Here is a 21,408-nt window from a genome sequence, read left to right as displayed (position 1 = left end):
GATTATTACTAAAAGAACATTTCACCCGGTTCGGTTTAGCATACTGGTTCAGCTCGCATGTGTGATACCACTGTCCCTCATTGGGTTTTTGGTGCACCCGCTTGCGGCTAAATCATTCCTGCTTGGGGCAATTGTTTATATGCTCCCCAATCTTTATTTTACCTATTACGCTTTTCGATACCGAGGCGCTCAAGCAGCGCGTTGGATAGCCCGCTCGTTTAGTTGGGGGCAATCGGGCAAACTGGCTCTAGCGGCAGTAGGGTTTGCCTTAGTATTTCGATTTGTTCAGCCACTGCAGGTAGAGTTTTTATTTATCGGCTTTGGTTTCATGGTGGTTCTGCAGTGGTTTATCGGCCTGCAGGTAGCCAAAAACTTTAGACTTTAACGGATACGCAAGAAGCAAATTATGGCGAGTAGCGAAGAGTTAACAGCAACGGGCTATATTCAGCACCATTTGCAAAACCTTACTTACGGCAAACTTCCTGCCGGTTATGTGCGTCACAATGCCGACGGTACCCATACCGAGCTAGCGGCTAATACGTGGACATTTGCCCACACTGCACAAGAAGCCAAAGATATGGGCTTTATGGCAGTGCATGTAGATACCCTGGGTTGGGGTATTTTCTTGGCGCTGTTGTTGGGTTTTATTTTCCGCTCAGCGGTTAAAAAAGCGCACACCGGCAAGCCAAGCGGCCTACTCAGCTTTGTTGAGTTTTTGGTTGAAGGCATTAACAGCGTTGTTAAAGATATTTTCCATCATAAAAACCGCTTGATCGCACCAATGGGTTTAACGATCTTTAGCTGGGTATTTATGATGAACCTTATGGATTTAATCCCCGTAGACTGGCTGCCTATGCTGGCGCAAGTTGTTACTGGCGATTCCCATACCTTCTTCAAAGTAGTTCCCACAACCGACCCCAATGCCACATTGGGTATGGCGTTTACTGTTTTTGCTTTGATGATTATGTTCAGCATTAAAGAAAAAGGCGCTTTAGGGTTTGTAAAAGAGCTAACTTGCCACCCCTTCTTTGCACCAAAGAAATTGTGGTACCTCAACATACTTCTTATACCTGTAAACACCATTTTGGAAACCGTTGCGCTTATTGCTAAGCCTATCTCGCTTGGCTTGCGTTTGTTCGGCAACATGTACGCAGGTGAAATGATCTTTATCCTTATCGCACTTCTATTCAGTGTTGGTTTGGTAATGGGTTTTGTTGGCGGTGTATTGCAGTGGGCGTGGGCGGTATTCCACATTCTTGTCATTACGTTGCAAGCATTTATCTTCATGGTTCTCACCACGGTTTATATGGCCATGGCACACGATAACCACGACGAGCACTAGTTTTTTTAGTTTTACGTTTTACATTTTTAACTTTTACTTTTTTATCTTAATAACAGGAGAAAACAACAATGGCACAAGCATTGGTTTATATCGCAGCAGCTCTTTTGATCGGTTTGGGCGCACTAGGTACTGCAATTGGTTTCGGTACTTTGGGTGGCAAATTATTAGAAGGTTCTGCTCGTCAACCAGAGCAAGGTCCTGCTCTTCAAGGCAAAATGTTCTTGATGGCTGGTCTACTTGATGCGGTTCCTATGATCGGTGTTGGTATCGGCATGTACTTGATCTTTGCTGTTGCACCTGGTTTAGCAGCTTAATTTTGCTATCACCCTTCCAGCAACTAATTAGAGAGGTGTAGGTGTGAATATCAACCTAACACTTATCGGGCAATCATTAACGTTTATTGCTTTTATTCTTTTCTGCATGAAGTACGTATGGCCTCAGCTCATCGCTATGATGGAAGAGCGCGAAAAACGTATTGCAGAAGGCTTAGAAGCAGCAGATCGCGCCGATAAAGATTTAGAATTGGCTCAGAAAAAAGCGGGCAAACAATTAACCGAAGCAAAAGAGCAAGCGGCCACTATTGTGGAGCAAGCTAACAAGCGCGGTAACCAAATTGTTGAAGAAGCTAAAGAAGCTGCAGTCGCAGAAGGCGAGCGTATTAAAGCTGCTGCCCAGGCAGAAATTGAACGTCAAGTTGCCCAAGCGCGCGAAGAATTGCGTGGCAAGGTTGCAGCATTGGCCATTCAAGGTGCTGAAAAAGTGCTTGGCACTACAGTAGATGCCAAAGCGCACAGCGAAATGCTGGACAAACTAGCTGCAGAGCTTTAATCGGGGGCTGAGAAAACGTCATGGCAGAATTTACGACATTAGCTCGACCCTACGCTAAAGCTGCTTTTATTGCCGCACGCGATGCCAGCGACCTAGGTGGTTGGTCCAAAGCGTTGGCGACAGCAGCTGCAGTTTCTCAAGTCGACCGTGTAAAAACTGTTTTGTCTGCTCCTGGCTTAACTGCGCAACAAAAAGCCGATGCTTTTGTTGCGCTATGTGGCGAAGAGCTTGCTGAAAAGCAACAAAACTTTATACACGTATTGGCGGATAATCGACGTTTAGCCCTACTCCCAGAAATTTCTGTTTTGTTTGATCTTTACAAAGCTAATCAAGAAAAATCACTTGATGTGACCGTAGAGACCGCGTTTGAAATAGACGCAGCGACAGAGAAAAAACTGGTTGAAGCGCTTAGCAAAAAACTGGATCGAGAAGTCACCCTAAGCACGGCGGTAGATAAAGCCCTGCTAGGTGGTGCGCTCATCCGAGCGGGTGACACCGTAATAGATGGTTCTGTGCGCGGACGTTTAGCAAAGCTTGCTGAAGCTATGAACGTTTGACTCTGGGTCCGAAATTCAGAATTTAAGGAATTACAGTATGCAACAGCTGAATCCTTCCGAAATTAGCGAAATTATTAAGCAACGGATAGACAACCTAGCGGTTTCTACCGAAGCGCAAAACGAAGGCACCGTGGTTTCTGTAACCGACGGTATTATTCGTATCCACGGTCTTGCCGATGTTATGTACGGTGAGATGATTGAATTTGAAGGCGGTGTTTACGGTATTGCGCTTAACTTAGAGCGCGATTCAGTAGGTGCAGTTGTATTGGGTGATTACCAAGGCGTTGCCGAAGGTCAGTCCTGTAAGTGTACAGGTCGTATCTTGGAAGTGCCTGTTGGTGAAGAGCTTTGTGGTCGCGTTGTCGATGCACTAGGTAACCCAATCGACGGTAAAGGCCCTATTAACGCCAAGAAAACTGACGCAATCGAAAAAATTGCACCGGGCGTAATTGCTCGTCAGTCCGTTGATCAGCCAGTGCAAATTGGTTTGAAAGCAGTTGATACCATGGTGCCAATCGGCCGTGGTCAGCGCGAATTGATTATTGGTGACCGCCAAACAGGTAAAACAGCTGTTGCTGTCGATGCCATCATTAACCAAAAAGGTACAGGTATTAAATGTATCTATGTGGCTATTGGTCAAAAAGCATCGTCTGTTGCATCTGTTGTGCGTAAATTAGAAGAGCACGGCGCAATGGATCACACCATTGTTGTTGCTGCTACCGCTTCTGACCCAGCATCTATGCAGTTCTTGGCTCCTTTTGCGGGCTGTACTATGGGTGAATACTTCCGCGATCGCGGCGAAGACGCACTTATTATTTATGATGATTTGACTAAACAAGCTTGGGCTTACCGTCAAATTTCTTTGTTACTACGTCGTCCACCAGGCCGTGAAGCCTACCCAGGTGACGTTTTCTACTTGCACTCACGCTTACTTGAGCGCGCTGCACGTGTAAACGCTGACTACGTAGAGCAACTCACCAACGGTGAAGTGAAAGGTAAAACCGGTTCTTTAACCGCATTGCCAATCATCGAAACTCAAGCTGGTGACGTTTCTGCATTCGTACCTACCAACGTAATTTCTATTACCGATGGTCAGATCTTCCTTGAAACAGACCTATTCAACGCCGGCATCCGTCCTGCAATGAACGCAGGTATCTCGGTTTCTCGTGTTGGTGGTTCTGCTCAGACTAAAGTAATTAAGAAATTGTCTGGTGGTATTCGTACCGCACTTGCGCAGTACCGCGAATTGGCGGCTTTCTCTCAGTTTGCATCCGATTTGGACGAAGCAACCAAAGCTCAGTTAGAGCACGGTGAGCGCGTAACCGAATTGATGAAGCAAAAGCAGTACTCTCCACAAAGCGTGGGTGAAATGGCTGTTGTTGTTTACGCTGCGAACGAAGGCTACTTGAAAGACGTAGAAGTTTCCAAAATTGGTGATTTCGAATCTGCATTGCTGTCTTACATGAACAGCTCGCACGCCGATTTGATGAACACCATGAACGGCGGAAGCTACAGCGATGAAATCGCTGGGCAACTGAAGTCTGCTTTGGATACCTTTAAAGCCACGCAAACTTGGTAAAGCATCATGGCAAGCGGTAAAGAAATACGTACCCAAATAGGTAGTATCAAAAATACGCAAAAGATTACCAGTGCAATGGAAATGGTAGCGGCCAGTAAAATGCGTCGCGCCCAGGACCGCATGGAACTAGGTAAGCCCTACGCCAGCCGCATGCGCGCTGTTGTTGGCCACTTAGCCAATGGTAATCCAGAGTATAAGCACCTTTATCTGCAAGAGCGTGAAGTTAAACGAGTCGGTTACATCATCGTATCCTCAGACCGCGGTCTGTGTGGTGGCTTAAACGTTAACGTGTTTAAGCAAGTTATCGTCCACAGTAAAGCGTGGGCCGATAAAGGCGTTGGTGTAGACCTGTGCATGATCGGCGCAAAAGGTACTTCGTTCTTTAATTCCGTGGGCGGCAACATCGTTGCAAGCGTGCGTGATATAGGCGAAAAACCCAAGGTATCCGATTTGATTGGCAGCGTTAAAGTTATGCTAGATGCGTTTGCCGAGCAGAAAATCGACAAGCTTTACTTGGTAGGTAACGAGTTCGTGAACACTATGACTCAATTACCATCGGTAGAGCAACTTCTGCCTTTACAGCCAGATGAAGACAAAAAATTACAGCACCAATGGGATTACATCTATGAGCCCGAAGCACGCGAATTGCTAGACGGTTTATTGGTGCGTTACATCGAATCTCAGGTGTACCAGGCCGTAGTAGAAAACGGCGCATGTGAGCAAGCTGCACGAATGATCGCGATGAAAAACGCCACCGATAATGCCGGTGACTTAATCGACGGTTTGCAGTTGGTTTACAACAAAGCGCGCCAAGCAGCTATTACACAAGAACTGTCAGAAATCGTAAGCGGCGCAGCCGCGGTGTAATACGGCCTACCCTGACATTTGATTTTTAATTTAAATATACGAGGAAGCGAAAATGAGTAGCGGACGTATCGTACAAATCATCGGCGCTGTAATTGACGTGGAATTCCCACGCGACTCAGTGCCAAAGGTTTACGACGCTTTAACCGTCGCAGACAAAGGCCTCACCCTTGAAGTACAGCAACAGCTCGGCGACGGCGTTGTTCGTGCAATTGCAATGGGTGGTTCTGAGGGTGTTAGCCGCGGCCTAGCCGTAGAAAACACTGGTGCACCAATCAACGTACCTGTTGGTACTGCGACTCTTGGCCGCATCATGGACGTATTGGGTAACCCTATCGATGAAAAGGGCCCAATCAACGAAACAGAACGTGCTTCTATCCACCGCAAAGCACCAAAATATGACGAGCTTGCGGCATCTGAAGAACTACTAGCAACCGGTATTAAAGTTATCGACCTAGTATGTCCTTTCGCTAAGGGTGGTAAAGTTGGTCTGTTCGGTGGTGCCGGTGTGGGTAAAACCGTAAACATGATGGAATTGATCAACAACATCGCAACCGAGCACAGCGGTTTATCCGTATTTGCTGGTGTGGGTGAGCGTACTCGTGAAGGTAACGACTTCTACTTCGAGATGCAGGAAGCCGGCGTTGTAAACGTTGATAAATTCGACGAATCTAAAGTGGCCATGGTTTATGGTCAGATGAACGAGCCACCTGGAAACCGTTTGCGCGTAGCATTGACTGGTTTGACCATGGCTGAAAAATTCCGTGACGAAGGTAAAGACGTACTGTTGTTCGTAGACAACATCTACCGTTACACCTTGGCGGGGACCGAAGTATCTGCACTGTTGGGCCGTATGCCTTCAGCGGTGGGCTACCAGCCTACTCTTGCTGAAGAAATGGGTGTGCTTCAGGAGCGTATTACTTCAACCAAGACTGGTTCTATTACTTCTATCCAAGCGGTATACGTACCTGCGGATGACTTGACTGACCCATCGCCAGCTACCACCTTTGCTCACTTGGATTCAACCGTTGTATTGAGTCGTGATATTGCAGCAAAAGGTATCTACCCTGCTATCGACCCATTGGATTCTAGCTCACGTCAGCTAGACCCATTAATCATCGGTCAAGAGCACTACGATACTGCGCGTGGCGTACAGTCTGTTCTTCAGCGCTACAAAGAACTGAAAGATATTATTGCCATTTTGGGTATGGATGAATTGTCTGAAGAAGATAAATTAACCGTATCTCGTGCACGTAAAATCGAACGTTTCTTATCTCAGCCATTTAACGTTGCAAAAGTATTTACCGGTCAAGACGGTAAAATCGTATCGCTTAAAGACACCATCTCTGGCTTCCAGGGCTTGTTGAGCGGGCAATACGACGACTTACCTGAGCAGGCGTTCTACATGGTTGGCTCTATCGATGAAGCAATCGAAAAAGCCAAGAAAATGAAAGAGAAAGCAGCGTAAGCTGCTAATCGAGGCAGGAACTATGGCAATGACAGTACATTGCGACATTGTTAGCGCCGAGCAAGAAATTTTTTCTGGGGCAATCGAGCTTTTAGTTGCCGCATCAGTAGAGGGTGACGTAGGTATAAACTACGGTCACGCTCCACTGCTAACCGCGCTTAAGCCCGGCCCAGTAAGAGTTAAAAAATTAGACGGTGAAGAGGAAATCTTCTACGTATCTGGCGGTTACTTAGAAGTACAGCCACACGTAGTAACCGTTCTTGCAGATACCGCTTTACGCGCAGGCGACATGGATGAAGCCGCCGCTGAAGCTGCAATGAAAGAAGCCGAGCAGGCTATCCAATCTAGCGAAGGTTTGGACTACTCCAAAGCCGCCGCACAATTGGCAGAATCTGCTGCACAGCTCCGCACCTTGCAAGCTATCCGCAAAAAGCTACAGCGTTAATAGATCGATTATTAGTGAATACCAAAGGGAGCCAATGGCTCCCTTTTTTATGGTTTTTAGTTTTTTCAACTATGTTTTAAAGAGATTGCACTAAGCCTTTGAGAGGATGGGTCTTTTATAAAGTTGAATATGCAACCTAAAAACAGTGCACCAGCACAAGCGGCACAGAAAACAAAACCAAAAATTAAATGACCAAAGAAGTCACCAATAACTCCCATTAGTAACGGCCCAACGGCGGCTGCTACGGCAGTAAAAAACAATATTAAACCGGCAGCCGAGCTGTGTTTATGGGGCTCGAAACCGCTTATGCCCTTGGAGTTTAATGTAGGGTAAATTAGCGACATAAATAAACCTGAAGCAGGTAAGAGCCAAACAGCATAGTTTACGCCAAGAACGATGCTTCCTAGGTAGCAAACAAAAATAGCACCAGTACAAACCACCATTGCCATTTGCCAGCTCATTAAATTAAGCACTAAAACGGCTAAAAACCGCCCCGCTGCGCGCAATATAAAAAACACAGATAAGGCGTAAGTAGCCAATAGAGGGTAGTTGCCGTCGTATTCTAAAAACCAAGTTGGCATCCATACATAAATCGCACACTCAACAATTACGTACAAAGCTATACCGCTAGAGAAGAAAAGCGCATACCAATCTTTTGCTAAGCTAAACGCTGCCTTCCAATTTACCGATAAATCCACTTCTTTAGCTTGTTCTGGGTAGCGGCTAACAGAAGCTAAAACAATGAGTAAAACGGCCAGCCCACCAGCCACAACATAAAGGTATGTCCAAGAAATACCTTGCGCGAGCAGATAAACGACTAATGCTGGCCCAATTATGGCGCCAATACCGAAAAACCCCTCAACCAGATTCATTGTTTTAGTATGTTCAGCAGGTGTTGAAGAGATATCGCCTATAAGCGCGAGTGCGGCTGTTTTAAATATGCCAACGGCGGTGCCAATGGCTACGAGAAGTAATAAAAAGAAGCCGAAACTCGAACCTACTGCGAAAAGAAAACTCGCCAAAGCGAACAAGGCTAGGCCGCCTACAATGGTTAGCTTTCTGCCGAACCTGTCGCCTAAATAGCCTAAACAAATACCAGACACTGCTATGGCTATCATCGTTGCATAGTGAAAAGTTGCGGCTTGGGTAAGGGTTAGACCAAAGGTTTTAATCACCTCTGGGATAATTACCCCTACTGCATCTGTGGTCATAGCGAATATTAAAAACATGATAAAAGTCAGCCACTTAACAGACTTTTTCTCCCTCTCGCTCAATATTTGATTCGTCATTTGTAGGCCTCTGGCGCTTAGTACGCTCTAGTCAATTGTTTATGTTTTAAACCATATAGCTAGTTTATGACCAAAAAAAGTTTATTGCAATCGGTTGCAATTTATTTTGCAATCGTTTGTAATTGATCTATGGTTGAAATGTAGCCAAATCAAACTGCGGCCAAAGAGCCCGTTTTTAACTATAAATACTAAGTACATATACAGGTGAAAGTCGATGAGCACACAAAACACTAACCAAGTATTAGCTAAGAATGTCTTAAGTTTCATGGTTGCTTCGGCGATCGCGGGTTTTGCCCATGCAGAGTCGACGGGACTCGCGCTGGAAGAAGTATTAGTGACGGGCTTACCTACCCAACAAACAAAAATGGATGCAAGTGTGTCCTCTACCACCTTGTCACCCGAGCGGGTAGAAAACAGTGTGGCCCGCAGTACCACAGAAATTTTCTTAGCCATTCCTGGTGTGCGCTCAGAAGCGTCAGCCGGTGAGAGTAATACCAACCTTTCTATTCGCGGCATACCCGTAGCATCCGGTGGTGGCAAGTTTATGCAACTGCATGAAGATGGTTTGCCTGTAATGCAATACGGCGATGTAATTGTAGGTAACGCCGATAACTATCTTAGTTATGACTGGACAGTTAGCCAAATTCAGGCCGTCAAAGGCGGTACTTCAGCTACATTGGCAAGTAACTCCCCTGCTGCTGTTATTAACTTTGTAAGTAAAACAGGTGAGGAGGAAGGCGGTAGTGTTGGCTTTAGCACCGGCGTTGATTACGACTCAAACCGCATGGACTTTGAGTACGGCAGTCCATTTTCTGACGGTTGGATGTTCCACGTTGGCGGCTACTATCGCACCGGTGAAGGTGTGCGAGACACAGGGTTTAATGGTAACAAAGGTGGCCAATTAAAGCTGAGTATTAAAAAAGAATTTGATCGCGGCTATGTGCGTGTATACGGCAAAGTGCTAGATGACAAAACCACCACCTACTTGCCCATGCCTATGCGCGCGGGTGGCGATAGCATTACTGGTTTCGATGCCCTCAAATCTTCTAATATTCCAAGTGAACTGCTTGCAATACAAACCGGTGATGGCGGAACAGGTGTACGCCATTCAAGTATTGGTGATGGTAGCTCAGTAAAATCACAAGTGATCGGCGGTCAAATTCAGTTTGATATAACTGACGACCTAATTCTTAGTGAAAAATTTCGAGTTGCCCAGAATTCAGGTAAATTTGTTGGTGCGTTCAGCGCAAATATTGGCGCGGCGTCAGACCCTTCAGGTATTGCTTCTGGTTTAGGTAGCGCAAACGGCTTGGCCTATGCTTCTGGTAAAAACGCGGGAGAACTACTAAGTGCAAGCGACTTGGCAAACCTTAATGGCAACGGCTTAATTCAAAATATTCGTACGTTTGATAACGATATTAATAGTTTAAATAATTTTAGTAACGATATTAGCTTAACCAAACAATTTGATAGCTGGGATATTACCGCTGGCTATTACACAGCAAGCCAAGCCATAGATATAAACTGGTATTGGCAAACCTATATTGCAGATGTAGCGGATGAAACGCGCCTACTAAATGCTTATGAAGACGACGCCCAACTAACAACAGGTGGCTTAGTTGCTTACGGCGCGCCTGACTGGGGTTACTGTTGTTATCGCGATACCGCGCTAGAAACAAACTTAGACGCGGTCTACATTGCTTTAAATGCAAATATTAATGACGACTTAAGTGTAAGCGCTAGTGTTCGCAGCGATAGCGGCGATGCAATTGGTCATTACGCGTTTGGTGCGAATAACAGTGTTGATTTTGATGGCAATGGAGAAATCTCTCTCGCAGAAAGCCAAGCTCAAACTATCAGCCAGGCGTCAATTGCAGGCAGCCAATATAAATACGATTGGGCATATACCTCCTATGCTTTGGGTGCAAACTATTTACTTAACGATTACTCCGCTATTTTTGCCAACATCAGTGATGGCGGCCGCGCGAACACAGACCGCTTAGGTGACGGTGGCTTTATTGTAGATGGTACCGTTGTGGATGGTGCGGTGGAAAACCGAGTGCGCCAATACGAATTTGGTTATAAGCGCGAAGGTGACTACGCCGGTATTTTTGCCACAGCATTTTATGTTCAAACCGACGATGTAAACTCTGAAGGTACCAATGGCAGCACATTAACCGCGCGTGTTCGTGAATATGAATCTACTGGGCTAGAGCTAGAAACGTTTGCGAATCTTGGTGCAGTTACGCTACTTGCAAACGCGACTTGGACTCAAGCAGAAATTGTGAGCAGTAACGATGCATCGTTAATTGGTAATACTCCTCGCCGCCAAGCCGATTTAGTTTATTCAACAACAGCATCCTATGCTTGGAGTGATCACAGCGCTGGCTTGACACTCATAGGCACCACCGATTCCTACGCGCAAGACGCCAACGACTACACGCTTGATGGTTACAACTATGTTAATGGTTACGTTAATTTTGGCCTTGCAGACGGCTTTACGGTTTCGCTAGCGGTTAACAATATTTTTGATCAAATTGGCGTGACCGAAGCTGAAGAAAATACTCCTATCTCTATTAGCGGTGCAGACTATGTACGCGCTAGATCCATCGCCGGACGCTCTACTAGCTTGTCAGTCAAGTATCAGTTCTAGGCGAATCTTAACCGCTACTACATAGTTGTTATAAATGTTGTTACGTATGTAGTAGCGGTCTTTTTTATACGGTAAAGATTATGAGTAATACTTTAATTGCTGCCATAGAAGCGGGCGGTACAAAAATTAATATAAGCGTTGGTTATACGGTAGATGAACCACTTATGGCTACCCGTATTCCTACCCATACACCAAGTGATACTTTGCCAGCTTGTGTCGATTTTTTACAAACGGCACAGAACAAATTAGGTGCTATTAAAGCATTGGGTATAGCAAGCTTTGGGCCGGTAGATATAGACAAGCAATCAGCTAGCTATGGCACCATTTTAAATAGCCCGAAATTAGCATGGTGCGATCAGAATATTCTAGAAGCATTTAACGTATTTGATTGCCCCATAGCATTGGACACCGACGTAAACGCGGCAGCTTACGCAGAGCATCAGCGATTAGAAAAGAGTAACTGCAATTCTGTATATATTACGGTAGGTACAGGCGTAGGTGTAGGCGTGGTTATAAATGGCGCAACGCTTACGGGTGAGTTACACCCAGAGCTAGGCCATTGCTACAGCGAACGATTGGCAATAGAACCAAAAGGAGTTTGCATTAGGCACGGCGATTGTGTTGAAGGGTTAATCTCTGGCCCAGCGTTAAAGCAGCGATGGAAAATATTACCAGAAGAGGCCGAGAGCGATCACATTATGTGGGAATCGGTCGGTTTTCATTTGGCGCGCCTTTGTTATACGGCTACTTTAGCCTACTCACCCAACAACATTATTCTTGGCGGTGGGGTGCTGCAAAATACTTTTATTATTCCGATGGTACATAAATATTTTGCTCATCTTGCAGGTGGATACCTGCCAGCGAAAGCAGTGCCACAGAATTTAGATAGTTTTATTAAGGCGTCTTCCTATTCCACTGGTGCTGGCTTAGCTGGCGCATTTCTACTAGCAAGGGAAAATATTAATGAGTAAATTAATAGAGGCACCGGCTCCTTGGCCAGAAGCATTCGATGGTGAAATTATCCATCCAGAACTTTACCTGTGGGATGCCTGGGGTTTTAGTGTTGCCGACGAGTTGCACTTGTACTGTTTAGCTGTGCCTAAAAAAGCGATAGATGGCTCACCTGTTGCTGCAAGCCAGAGAAATAATTATCCCTTTCATGTTCGCCATTTTTATTCAGAAAATTTAGGCAAAACGTGGTTAGATAAAGGCGTTTTTCAACAGCCTAACAATGCTAGTGACGGACACGATGCTCGCAATGTATGGAGTGGGTCTGTATTGCCCCTTTCTGATGGTAGACTAGCAGTAGCGTATACCGGTATACGTGAGCGCGGTAAAGAAAAACCTTTTGTACAAAACTTAGCAATTGGAATTGCAGATAGCGCGCAAACAATGGGGGATAAAAGCGGTAAGGTGTTGTTTTGCCCAGAGTTACACGAAGCTTCTCTACGAGCAGCGGGTTATTTCTTTGCTGAAAAAGACAAAATCGGTTTGGCTGGTGGCGAAAATAATGGCCCAATTACAGCGTGGCGCGATCCATTTTTAATTGCAGATACACTCGATGAAAAGCAACCATATAAACTCGTGTGGGCGGCAAAAAAATCCGCCACTCAATGCGCTTTTGGTGCTGCGAGTATAAATCTAAGTAACGAAGATATATCGGCAACCCAGTTGTTTGGCCCTACAACATTGCCAGATGATGACGAGTTTACTCAATTAGAGTTACCGCAAATCTATGTGGACGAACTAAACAAACGCTATGTTCTCATCGCAGCGACTACTACGCGAACAAGCGAAGCGCAAAGCGAAAGTGAAGTGGATAAACGTATACGCTTATATACTGCGCCAAGTTTAACTGGCCCTTGGCAAAAGGCCGGTACGCAAACTAGCGAAGTGGACGGCTTAGAGAGTTTATTTGGTATGACTGTTTTAAAAGCGGATTTCGAAAACGATACACTCTACTGCATGGCTCCGTACACTGAAGCGACAGCCCCCGAGCAGATATTATCTTTTGCGCCAATAGTTAAAATAGATTTGAATGAGATAGGCAGGTTGCAAAAAATTTCTGCCAAACCTGTTTACTAAAAGGCTTACAAACAATTTAGTTTTAATAAGCACTTAGCTTGAGCCCCGAATAATAAGTTCAGGGTTCAAGCTTATCATTTCTGGCTTATGCCCTTCTATTGCTTCTAGTAAGTTATCCACTAAAATTTTTCCGCCCGCAGAGCGGTTCTGGTGGATGGTGGTAATTGGCGGGTTGTAGTAGCTTGCTAAGGCAATATCATCGTAACCCACAACAGAAACATCTTTAGGGACTGATATTTTTCGTTCCTGCAGTGCCCGAATTGCCGACATAGCCAGTACATCACTCACAGCAAACACGCCGTCAAAGTCAATATTGGATTCAATAGCGTTGATAACCGCGAGGTAGCCATCAGATTCGTCTGAACCCGTCGCTACTTGCAGTTTAGGGTCAATGGCGAGATTTGCGCTGGCATGAGCATCGCAATAGCCTCTATAACGCTGCGATACTTCGGGCAGCGTGTTATAGCCTAAAAATAAAATACGCTTACGCCCGCGCTCAATTAAATGTGCGGTAGCCCTATGGCCGCCCAATACATTATCGCTACCCACTACCGGGTAGTGCTGGTGCTCATCTATTTTAGCGCCCCAAACTGAAATAGCTTTAAATGTTGCGGCTAGCTTATTAATTGCCTCGTGTTGCGAGCCCTGACCAATCAATATTATGCCGTCGGCCCTGCGTTTATTAACAAAGTCTTCAATCCAATCGCTATCTTGCGCAGATGTACGCGAAAGTAGTAGTTGATGGTCGTGGCGATCTACCGCTTCTGCAATTGAGCCAAGTAACTCAAGAAAGAATGGGTCTGATAGGCGCCAGCCAGCGTTACCTGCGGAGGGAATAAGTACAGCAATGGTAAGCGACTCTTTCAGCCTAAAGTTACGCGCTACTGTGTTCAGGCGATAATTCTGCTCGCGAGCAATTTTTTGTACTAAGTCTTTTGTTTCTTGATTTACCAGTGGTGAATTAGCCAGCGCCCGCGATACTGTCGATTTAGATACACCGGCAAGGCGAGCAATATCAGACATTTGTGGTGTGGGCTTTTTGGTTGGCTTAGACACGAGGAAACCTTCTGCTGTCGAAATCGAAGTATATTACTGAGTATAACAAGATCTATTACCATGTGGCTGAATGAGCGCATAAGACCGCAATTGTTGCAAATACGCCTTCCTTGCTGCAGCACAAACACATTGGTAGTTTCTACTAGATAGCGGCAAATAGACAATATTGTGAGCTAAAAATTCGCAGAACTGCAAAGCGAACCCTGTATACTTACGCCCCTAAACAATGGATAACTTCTTCGCTTAGAGGGCACTATGCTAGAAATCATCATTCTTGCGGCCGGTAAAGGCACGCGCATGCGTTCAGATAAACCCAAAGTACTGCACACCTTAGCGGGTAAACCTTTCCTAGAGCATGTGCTAGATCGATCTGCAGAGCTTAACGCCGATAAGGTACACGTAATTATTGGCCACGGTGCCGATATGGTGCGTGAGGCATTGGCAGGCCGCGATGTAAACTTTGTGGAGCAAACCGAACAATTGGGCACTGGCCACGCGGTTTTGCAGGTGCTGCCTCACCTTAACCCAGAGTCAGACACGCTAATACTGTATGGCGATGTACCGCTTACCAAAACAGATACCCTTGCAGAGCTGCGCGCTAAAGTAAGTGACAGCTCTATGGGTTTGTTAACGGTTAACCTAGCCGACCCTAATGGCTATGGCCGCATTGTGCGCACTAACGGCAGCGTAACAGCAATTGTTGAGCAAAAAGACGCTAACCCAGAGCAGCTTAAAATAGACGAAGTAAACACCGGCGTAATGGCAGTAAAAAGCGCCCACTTAGCCAAATGGCTACCGGCACTGTCGAATGACAATGCCCAGGGTGAGTACTACCTAACCGATATTATTGCTATGAGCAGTGCAGATGACATTGCAATAGAAACCGCCCAACCAAAAGACGAATACGAAGTATTAGGTGTAAATAACCGCCTGCAACAAGCCGAGCTAGAGCGCATTTTTCAACGCCAAGTTGCCGAAGAATTAATGGTGGCCGGCGCTACCCTACTCGACCCCGCCCGCTTAGATTGTCGCGGCAGTATCGAAGTAGGTCGCGATTGCGTAATAGATGTGAACTGTGTTTTTGAAGGTAAAGTGGTGTTGGGCAACAACGTACACATCGGCCCTAATTGCGTAATAAGCGATAGCACCATTGGCGATGGCACCGTTATTTTAGCTAACAGTATTCTAGAAGAATCTACTCTAGCGGAAAACTGTAACATCGGCCCCTTCGCGCGCTTGCGCCCTGGCAGCCAACTTGCCAGCAAAGCCAAAATTGGCAACTTTGTAGAAACCAAAAAGGCAGTTATAGGCGAAGGCAGTAAAGTTAACCATTTAAGCTACGTAGGCGATGCGGAAATTGGTGCAGGTGTAAATATCGGCGCCGGTACCATTACTTGTAATTACGATGGCGTAAACAAATCTAAAACAACAATCGAAGACGGCGCATTTATAGGCAGTAACTCTGCTTTAGTCGCGCCTGTAACCGTAGGTAAAAATGCGACTGTGGGTGCAGGGTCGATTGTGACCAAAAACTCTGAAGAAGGTGATTTAATTATTGCCCGCGCAAAACAAAGTAATATTAAAGGTTGGGCTAGGCCGGTAAAAAAATAGTTGGGAAATGCTAATCGCTAGTAACTAGTTAATATCTACAATTTTTCGCAAGTAAACGTTGGGTGTGCGTTGGTAACCAAAATTCGCTAACGTTCATCCTACTTGTGAGCTAGGTATTACCATCTAAATTCATAATCAATGCTTATTTAATTAAGTGTTTATTAACTATAAAGTAAATAGTATTTACACGGATGAGTTAAACACAACAGTCTGTGTTACTTAGAATAGGGAAATATAAATGAATATAAAAAACTTAACGATAATACTGCCAGCGTTAATTGTAGCTGCTTGCGGTGGCGGTAATAGCACCAAAACCGATCCGGTAAGCAACCCAGTTATAGACCCATCTGACCCTCCAATCAGTTCGCCAGTATTATCCAGTGTAGAATTTTTCTACATAGGTGAAGACTTTGAGCAGACAGAAGACGATGTTGTCGCGCCTATAGCTGAATTTTATACTCATAGCGTTAGCGGCGAAAACGTTGCTTCAATTTCAGGCTTCGAAGGAAATCGCTTTGAATTCCCAGAGGAGGAACCCGAAGCTTATACAGCGTCATTTGAAACCATAGTAGAAGACCATGTTTTCATAAATATATTCACCTCTTTTTTTGTGGGTTCTGAGGAAAAAATATACCTCGATTCTTCACCTATTGATTATTATACCCGAGACGAGTCTGAGGGGTGTAAGGAGCTTACATTTGATGCTTCGCAATTAACTGGCGAAATCAATTATGGCGACGATGTAGAGGGTGTTGGAGTTTCAGGCTTAAGTGCATGCGATCGAAGTTGGTCTCGTTCTACTAGCTATAACAGTATTAGTAGAACGTACCCTGATTATGTAGGGGCCAACGACAATATTCTGGCTGTAGTTGAAGGTAGAGATGGGCATACAATTGGTTATACGTTTCTAACCAGTGATGACTACTTAGACAATACGAGAATTTACTTAGAGTCTTTGCTTACCGAATTTATTCAAGTATCGATTATAAATCCAACTTCTCGTAGTGTCGTCTTTGATATTTGGGCGATTAATAACGATCCCTTGAGGTCATCATTTAGAATCGGTGGTTATCAAAGTGAGGCTGACCAGACTACTAATATGAATGTAATTAACTTGGAAGCGGATAAATATAATTCCAATGTGTCCTGGTTTCAAGTTGGTGACTCTTATGATCGATTTCAGTGGTATTTTGCTAATATTGCCTCGGAAACTATACCAACAGAGATGGACGTAAAAGTAGCAACAGGTGCGTTTACGGATATTGTAATAAATTATGGCGAACAAATGGATGTGGTTTGGCTTGGCGAAGAGTTAGATGGTTATGATAGTGTGAATATAACTATTGCTGGTGAAACACTAAGTGGTGAGCACTTTCGCTGGGAGATATATGCCCCTAATACAGGAGCTATTACTATCCCCTACTTCCCAAATATTATTCAACCGGATTTTAGTGCTGGTATAGACTTTAATATAAGGCTTCATGCAAGCAATAGTGAAGTGTATGACTATGCTGCGCTGAGAGCATTTGTGTTATTACACTGCTTTGAAGCGCAATGTGAAGATATTGCATATTTCGAGTAACCAAAAATAACGTCCAACGGTTACAAACACAATGCAATAAGGCTAGAAATAAACCTAGCCTTATTGCAATTCCCCTCTTGATTCGCTGCCACAAAGCAACTAATTCACCACCAGAATATAGCAGTTACCACTTAGTAATTACAAAAACCTATTCGCCAAATCTAAGCTCAAATAATTGTTTATAAGCTTCCACAAACTTCAAAAATTCCGCTAGCTTTGCGGCTTTTCTGTGCCCTTCTTTATACACCAGCGCTATGGGTAAACCCGTGCTTAGCCATTGTGGCAGTACGTGTGTTAGGTGGCCGTTGTTAATATCGTCTCTTACTAGCATCCAGGGCAATTGGGCTACACCTAGGCCTGCGCGGGCGGCGTTGCGTAAGGCGGCTAAATCTGAGCATTGCAGTGCCACGCTAAGCGTTACATGCTCAACCTTAGCCCGGTTTTGTAGTGTCCACTCCTGCGGTATGTGGTTACTAAACTGCAAGCTTTTGTGTGGTAGTAAATCGTGGGGTGTGCGGATGGGGGCGTGTTGTGCGAGGTAATCGGGCGCTGCTACCACTACACGGTTTGCTCGGCCTAACGGGCGCTCAATTAAGTTTTGGTCGCGATTAACGCCCATGCGAAAGGCTAAATCCAACCCTTCTTTAAACAGGTCTTCGTAATCGTAAGAGAGCTTTAACGATATAGACACGTCGGGCCATTGTTTTAAAAAAGGCGGAATAATTTCTGCCGCCAGCATGCGGCCCAACGTGGGCGGTGCGGCAATTTTTAAATGGCCGGATACACTGTTTTGCAGTGTTTTAATATCGCTTACTAGGTGGTCTGCGTCTTCAAGTAACACCTCAGCGCGGTGGTACAAAATCTGACCCGCCTCGGTTAACCGTACTACCCTTGAAGAGCGTTCAAACACCTTTGTGCCGAGTTCATCCTCCAGCTTGCTAATGCCTTTGCTAAGCGCAGATTTAGCAATATTTAGGGATTCACTCGCAGCGGTAAAGCTGAGTGATTCGGCAATGGTGACAAAATAGTGGAGTAACTTCAGGTCTATTGTTTCTTTTTGCATAACAATCGGTTTCAAATGTGCTTATTGTTTTAGTTTTGCGCTTTCTTGATAATTTAACAAGCATTAATAAACAACGCGTTAGCCCGTTGCCACTTACCTATCTACTTTTTGGAGTGAATCATGATTAAAGCTTATGCCGCCATGGAGCCGGGTGCAGCCCTTGTGCCTTTTGAATACGAACCAGGCCCGTTGGCGAATAACGAGGTAGAACTTAAGGTAGAGTCGTGCGGCATATGTCACAGCGACTTAAGTATGCTCGATAACGAATGGGGTTTTACCCAGTACCCCTTTGTGGGTGGCCACGAAGTGATAGGCATAGTGGAGGCGGTGGGTAGCAGCGTAAATAACGTGGCAGTGGGCCAACGCGTGGGCCTTGGTTGGCATTCGGGTTACTGTAATACCTGCGCTTCGTGTCAATCGGGGGATCAAAACCTATGCAATTCTGCCCAGCCTACTATTGCTGGCCACCATGGTGGTTTTGCCGATAAGGTACGCGCAGATGCAAATGCGGTTGTGGCCTTGCCAGAGGGGGTAAACCCAGACTCCGCTGGGCCATTGTTTTGCGGTGGCATTACCGTATTTAACCCGTTAGTGCAGTTTGGTATTAAACCTACATCGAAAGTGGGCGTAATAGGTATTGGTGGTTTAGGGCATATTGCACTGCAATTTTTAAATGCGTGGGGCTGCGAGGTAACGGCGTTTACCTCCAGTGAAAGCAAAAAAGAAGAAGCGCTAAAGTTAGGCGCGCACCATGTGCTAAACAGCAGCGATGCTGCACAACTAGAAGCAGCTGCTGGGCGTTTTGATTTTATTATTTCTACTGTTAACGTAAAGCTAGATTGGAACGAATATTTAGCTACCCTTGCGCCCAAAGGGCGTTTACATTTTGTAGGCGCAACCTTGGCGCCGCTGGATATTAATGTATTTCAGCTTATCGGCAGCCAGCGCGAAATCTCAGGCTCGCCGGTTGGCAGCCCGGGTACCATAAGCCAAATGTTAGATTTTGCTGCGCTCCACAATATTCAGCCCGTTACTGAATATTTTCGTTTCGATCAAATAAATGAAGCTCTCACTAAATTGCGCGAAGGTAAAGCCCATTACCGCATTGTATTAACAAACAAGTAATGTAAAAAAGTGTCTAGTAATTAGGAGCTCGCAGTTAACAGCTCTCAGTGAACAGTAAGAACTTACTGTAACCTGTCCACTGTTAACTGGAAGCTATGCCTTCAGCTATCTTCTAAGCTCTCTCGCCCAGGTACTCTGCGGTGTCTCCCCTAGGTCTTCCACAAAACGTTGCATATGATCTATAAACAAGCGTGTTTTTAGGGGCAGGTATTCGCGTTTGGGGTAAATTATGTGAATACCAAAGCTGCTATAGGTGCAGCTTGGGAACAGTGGCACTAATCTGCCAGCGTCTAAATCGGCTTTGAGGGCAAAGTGGGGTAGTTGCGCCAGCCCTGCACCTTGCACGCACAGTTCAGTCATGGATTCACCATCGTCTACAACTAAGTCTGCGTTGCATTCCATTTCGGCGATTATGCCGTCCACTTTGAATAATATGGGCATAAGTTTGCCCGTTTGCTTAAAGCGAAAGCGCACCCAAGGTACCTGATTAAAATGCATGGGGCTAAAGTCGGCGGGCAGGGAAGCCGCCACGTCGGGCGAGGCGCACACAACAAAGTCCATTGGGCTTAACTGGCGGGCAATTAGGCGGCTATCTTTAAGCGAGCCACTGCGCAGGGCTATATCAAACCGGTTTTCAATTATGTCTATATAGGCATCGTTAAATTGCAGGTCGAATTTTACTTGGGGGTATTTCTCCCTAAAGCTTTGAATGGCTGGCACTAAGTAGCGGCGGCCATAGGTAAAAGGCGCGTTTATGCGCAAAGTACCGCGCGGCTCGTTGCTTTTGTCGGCCAGTTCAAACTCAGTGTTATTTAAACTTTCGGTTACTGATTTTGCCGTACCTAAATATTGGTGGCCCGCTTCGGTAAGCGCTAATGAACGTGTGGTGCGGTGAAAAAGCAGTACGCCCAGTTCGGTTTCTAAACGCCTTACGGCTTTACTTATGGTGGAAGGGTCGCTGCCAAATTGCTTGGCTGCACCCGAAAAGCTACCGCAATCGGCAGTCGCTATAAAAAATTTAAGAGCGGTTAGTTTATCCATTTAACTAGATTCGCATATTTATTCGTGAATAGTATTCATTAATATACAGAACATATCGCCTGAATGTGGCCATAGATTCCGTTATATACTCTGTTTAGCCTATTTTTTAAACGTGTATTAAGGAGAGCAATATGTTTAAGCCATTAGCAGCATTGTGTTTAGTGTTACTTACATGGGCAGGCAGCGCCCATGCCGATAAGCGTATAGGTATTTTGGTGTACGACGGGGTGCTAACGTCGGATGTGACTGCGCCGCTAGAGGTATTTGGCATTGCTAGCCGCAAATCGTGGTTTACCGATTACCAAGTAATAACCATTGGCTTAACCCCCGCCAAAACCATTAAAACAGAAGAAGGTTTGGTGTTGGGGGTAGATACCTGGGTGGGGGCAACCCCAGAGCTAGATGCAATAATTACCACCTCGGCCTACGATATGGATGCCCCCAATGCCAGCCAAGCGCTGATGACGCTTATACAAAAAACCGCGGCTAAAGGCGGGTATTTGGCAAGCAATTGCTCAGGCGCTTTTTTATTGGCGCAGGCGGGTGTGTTAGATGGCAAAAAAGCAACCACGTGGGCAGGTGGTGAAAAAGACTTGCAGAAGCAATTCCCAAAAGTAAACGTTCAGGTAGACACTAACGTTGTGGTCGACGGCAACATCGTTACCTCTAACGGCAGTTTAGTGAGTTACCAAGCCGCGTTAACACTGCTTAAATTATTGAGCTCGGAAAGCAAAGCGAAAGAAGTGGCCGACGTTTTACAATACAGTCGTTTTTCTAGTAAAGCATTCTAAGCTTGGCAAATAATTAAAGCGGCACACTA

Annotated in this window: 20 protein-coding genes; 16 read left to right on the top strand and 4 right to left on the bottom strand. The window is 45.4% G+C overall.

The features are described from left to right. The first annotated feature begins 1 nt into the window (after position 1). From SDE_RS20765 to SDE_RS20725, 9 genes are all read left to right on the top strand, one after another. Entirely contained in the window at positions 2-385 is a 384-nt protein-coding gene (locus tag SDE_RS20765; RefSeq protein ID WP_336622900.1) for an ATP synthase subunit I, read from the top strand. 21 nt (positions 386-406) lie between these two features. Continuing rightward, a complete protein-coding gene (gene atpB / locus SDE_RS20760) occupies positions 407-1,342 on the top strand; it encodes a F0F1 ATP synthase subunit A (RefSeq protein ID WP_011470442.1) in 936 nt (311 codons plus the stop codon). Positions 1,343-1,410: 68 nt separating this feature from the next. Further along, positions 1,411-1,656: a F0F1 ATP synthase subunit C gene (gene atpE / locus SDE_RS20755; protein ID WP_011470441.1), complete on the top strand. Its 246-nt coding sequence runs from the start codon at positions 1,411-1,413 to the stop codon at positions 1,654-1,656. Positions 1,657-1,699: 43 nt separating this feature from the next. Further along, positions 1,700-2,170, top strand: coding sequence for a F0F1 ATP synthase subunit B (locus tag SDE_RS20750; RefSeq protein ID WP_011470440.1), 471 nt, complete (start codon positions 1,700-1,702; stop codon positions 2,168-2,170). Positions 2,171-2,190: 20 nt separating this feature from the next. Further along, a complete protein-coding gene (locus SDE_RS20745; protein WP_011470439.1) occupies positions 2,191-2,727 on the top strand; it encodes a F0F1 ATP synthase subunit delta in 537 nt (178 codons plus the stop codon). Between the two features lie 37 nt (positions 2,728-2,764). Further along, positions 2,765-4,306 carry a F0F1 ATP synthase subunit alpha gene (gene atpA / locus SDE_RS20740; protein WP_011470438.1) on the top strand — a complete coding sequence of 514 codons (1,542 nt, stop codon included), beginning with the start codon at positions 2,765-2,767 and terminating at the stop codon, positions 4,304-4,306. A 6-nt stretch (positions 4,307-4,312) separates the two neighbouring features. After that, positions 4,313-5,173 carry a F0F1 ATP synthase subunit gamma gene (gene atpG / locus SDE_RS20735; protein WP_011470437.1) on the top strand — a complete coding sequence of 287 codons (861 nt, stop codon included), beginning with the start codon at positions 4,313-4,315 and terminating at the stop codon, positions 5,171-5,173. A gap of 52 nt (positions 5,174-5,225) precedes the next feature. After that, a complete protein-coding gene (gene atpD / locus SDE_RS20730) occupies positions 5,226-6,638 on the top strand; it encodes a F0F1 ATP synthase subunit beta (protein WP_011470436.1) in 1,413 nt (470 codons plus the stop codon). 22 nt (positions 6,639-6,660) lie between these two features. Further along, on the top strand, positions 6,661-7,083 hold the full coding sequence (locus SDE_RS20725) for a F0F1 ATP synthase subunit epsilon (protein WP_011470435.1): 423 nt from the start codon (positions 6,661-6,663) through the stop codon (positions 7,081-7,083). A gap of 65 nt (positions 7,084-7,148) precedes the next feature. On the opposite strand, the gene SDE_RS20720 is transcribed toward SDE_RS20725, so the two are convergent. After that, complete coding sequence (locus SDE_RS20720; RefSeq protein ID WP_011470434.1) at positions 7,149-8,372, bottom strand: MFS transporter; 1,224 nt, start codon at positions 8,370-8,372, stop codon at positions 7,149-7,151. 214 nt (positions 8,373-8,586) lie between these two features. On the opposite strand from SDE_RS20720, the gene SDE_RS20715 reads away from it, so the two are divergent. The 3 genes from SDE_RS20715 (at position 8,587) to SDE_RS20705 (ending at position 13,110) form a co-directional block, all read left to right on the top strand. Next, complete coding sequence (locus SDE_RS20715) at positions 8,587-11,025, top strand: TonB-dependent receptor domain-containing protein (RefSeq protein WP_011470433.1); 2,439 nt, start codon at positions 8,587-8,589, stop codon at positions 11,023-11,025. 80 nt (positions 11,026-11,105) lie between these two features. Then, on the top strand, positions 11,106-11,996 hold the full coding sequence (locus SDE_RS20710; protein ID WP_011470432.1) for an ROK family protein: 891 nt from the start codon (positions 11,106-11,108) through the stop codon (positions 11,994-11,996). After that, positions 11,989-13,110: a hypothetical protein gene (locus SDE_RS20705; RefSeq protein ID WP_011470431.1), complete on the top strand. Its 1,122-nt coding sequence runs from the start codon at positions 11,989-11,991 to the stop codon at positions 13,108-13,110. The genes SDE_RS20710 and SDE_RS20705 overlap by 8 nt, the downstream gene beginning before the upstream one ends. Positions 13,111-13,143: 33 nt before the next feature. On the opposite strand, the gene SDE_RS20700 is transcribed toward SDE_RS20705, so the two are convergent. Next, positions 13,144-14,166, bottom strand: a complete 1,023-nt coding sequence (locus tag SDE_RS20700) for a LacI family DNA-binding transcriptional regulator (protein ID WP_011470430.1) — start codon at positions 14,164-14,166, stop codon at positions 13,144-13,146. A gap of 255 nt (positions 14,167-14,421) precedes the next feature. Between SDE_RS20700 and glmU the strand changes: the two genes are divergently transcribed. Both glmU and SDE_RS20690 read left to right on the top strand, forming a co-directional pair. Then, positions 14,422-15,777 carry a bifunctional UDP-N-acetylglucosamine diphosphorylase/glucosamine-1-phosphate N-acetyltransferase GlmU gene (gene glmU / locus SDE_RS20695; RefSeq protein ID WP_011470429.1) on the top strand — a complete coding sequence of 452 codons (1,356 nt, stop codon included), beginning with the start codon at positions 14,422-14,424 and terminating at the stop codon, positions 15,775-15,777. A gap of 238 nt (positions 15,778-16,015) precedes the next feature. Then, the gene (locus SDE_RS20690) at positions 16,016-17,359 is read left to right on the top strand and encodes a hypothetical protein (RefSeq protein WP_011470428.1); all 1,344 of its coding nucleotides are present in this window, start codon (positions 16,016-16,018) and stop codon (positions 17,357-17,359) included. Between the two features lie 148 nt (positions 17,360-17,507). Here SDE_RS20690 and SDE_RS20685 read toward each other — a convergent pair whose 3' ends face one another. Beyond that, positions 17,508-18,422, bottom strand: a complete 915-nt coding sequence (locus SDE_RS20685; RefSeq protein WP_011470427.1) for a LysR family transcriptional regulator — start codon at positions 18,420-18,422, stop codon at positions 17,508-17,510. A gap of 120 nt (positions 18,423-18,542) precedes the next feature. On the opposite strand from SDE_RS20685, the gene ahr reads away from it, so the two are divergent. After that, on the top strand, positions 18,543-19,547 hold the full coding sequence (gene ahr, locus SDE_RS20680) for an NADPH-dependent aldehyde reductase Ahr (RefSeq protein WP_011470426.1): 1,005 nt from the start codon (positions 18,543-18,545) through the stop codon (positions 19,545-19,547). Positions 19,548-19,652: 105 nt separating this feature from the next. Here ahr and SDE_RS20675 read toward each other — a convergent pair whose 3' ends face one another. Beyond that, positions 19,653-20,588: a LysR substrate-binding domain-containing protein gene (locus tag SDE_RS20675; RefSeq protein ID WP_011470425.1), complete on the bottom strand. Its 936-nt coding sequence runs from the start codon at positions 20,586-20,588 to the stop codon at positions 19,653-19,655. Positions 20,589-20,719: 131 nt separating this feature from the next. Here SDE_RS20675 and SDE_RS20670 point away from each other — a divergent pair, with 131 nt between their 5' ends. Continuing rightward, a complete protein-coding gene (locus SDE_RS20670) occupies positions 20,720-21,379 on the top strand; it encodes a DJ-1/PfpI family protein (protein WP_011470424.1) in 660 nt (219 codons plus the stop codon). The last annotated feature ends 29 nt before the right edge of the window (positions 21,380-21,408 follow it).

It is taken from the genome of Saccharophagus degradans 2-40 (genome assembly GCF_000013665.1).
GTDB classification, from domain to species: domain Bacteria; phylum Pseudomonadota; class Gammaproteobacteria; order Pseudomonadales; family Cellvibrionaceae; genus Saccharophagus; species Saccharophagus degradans.
Note: the sequence above shows the minus strand (reverse complement) of the source record. Positions and strands in the feature narration are given on the sequence as shown.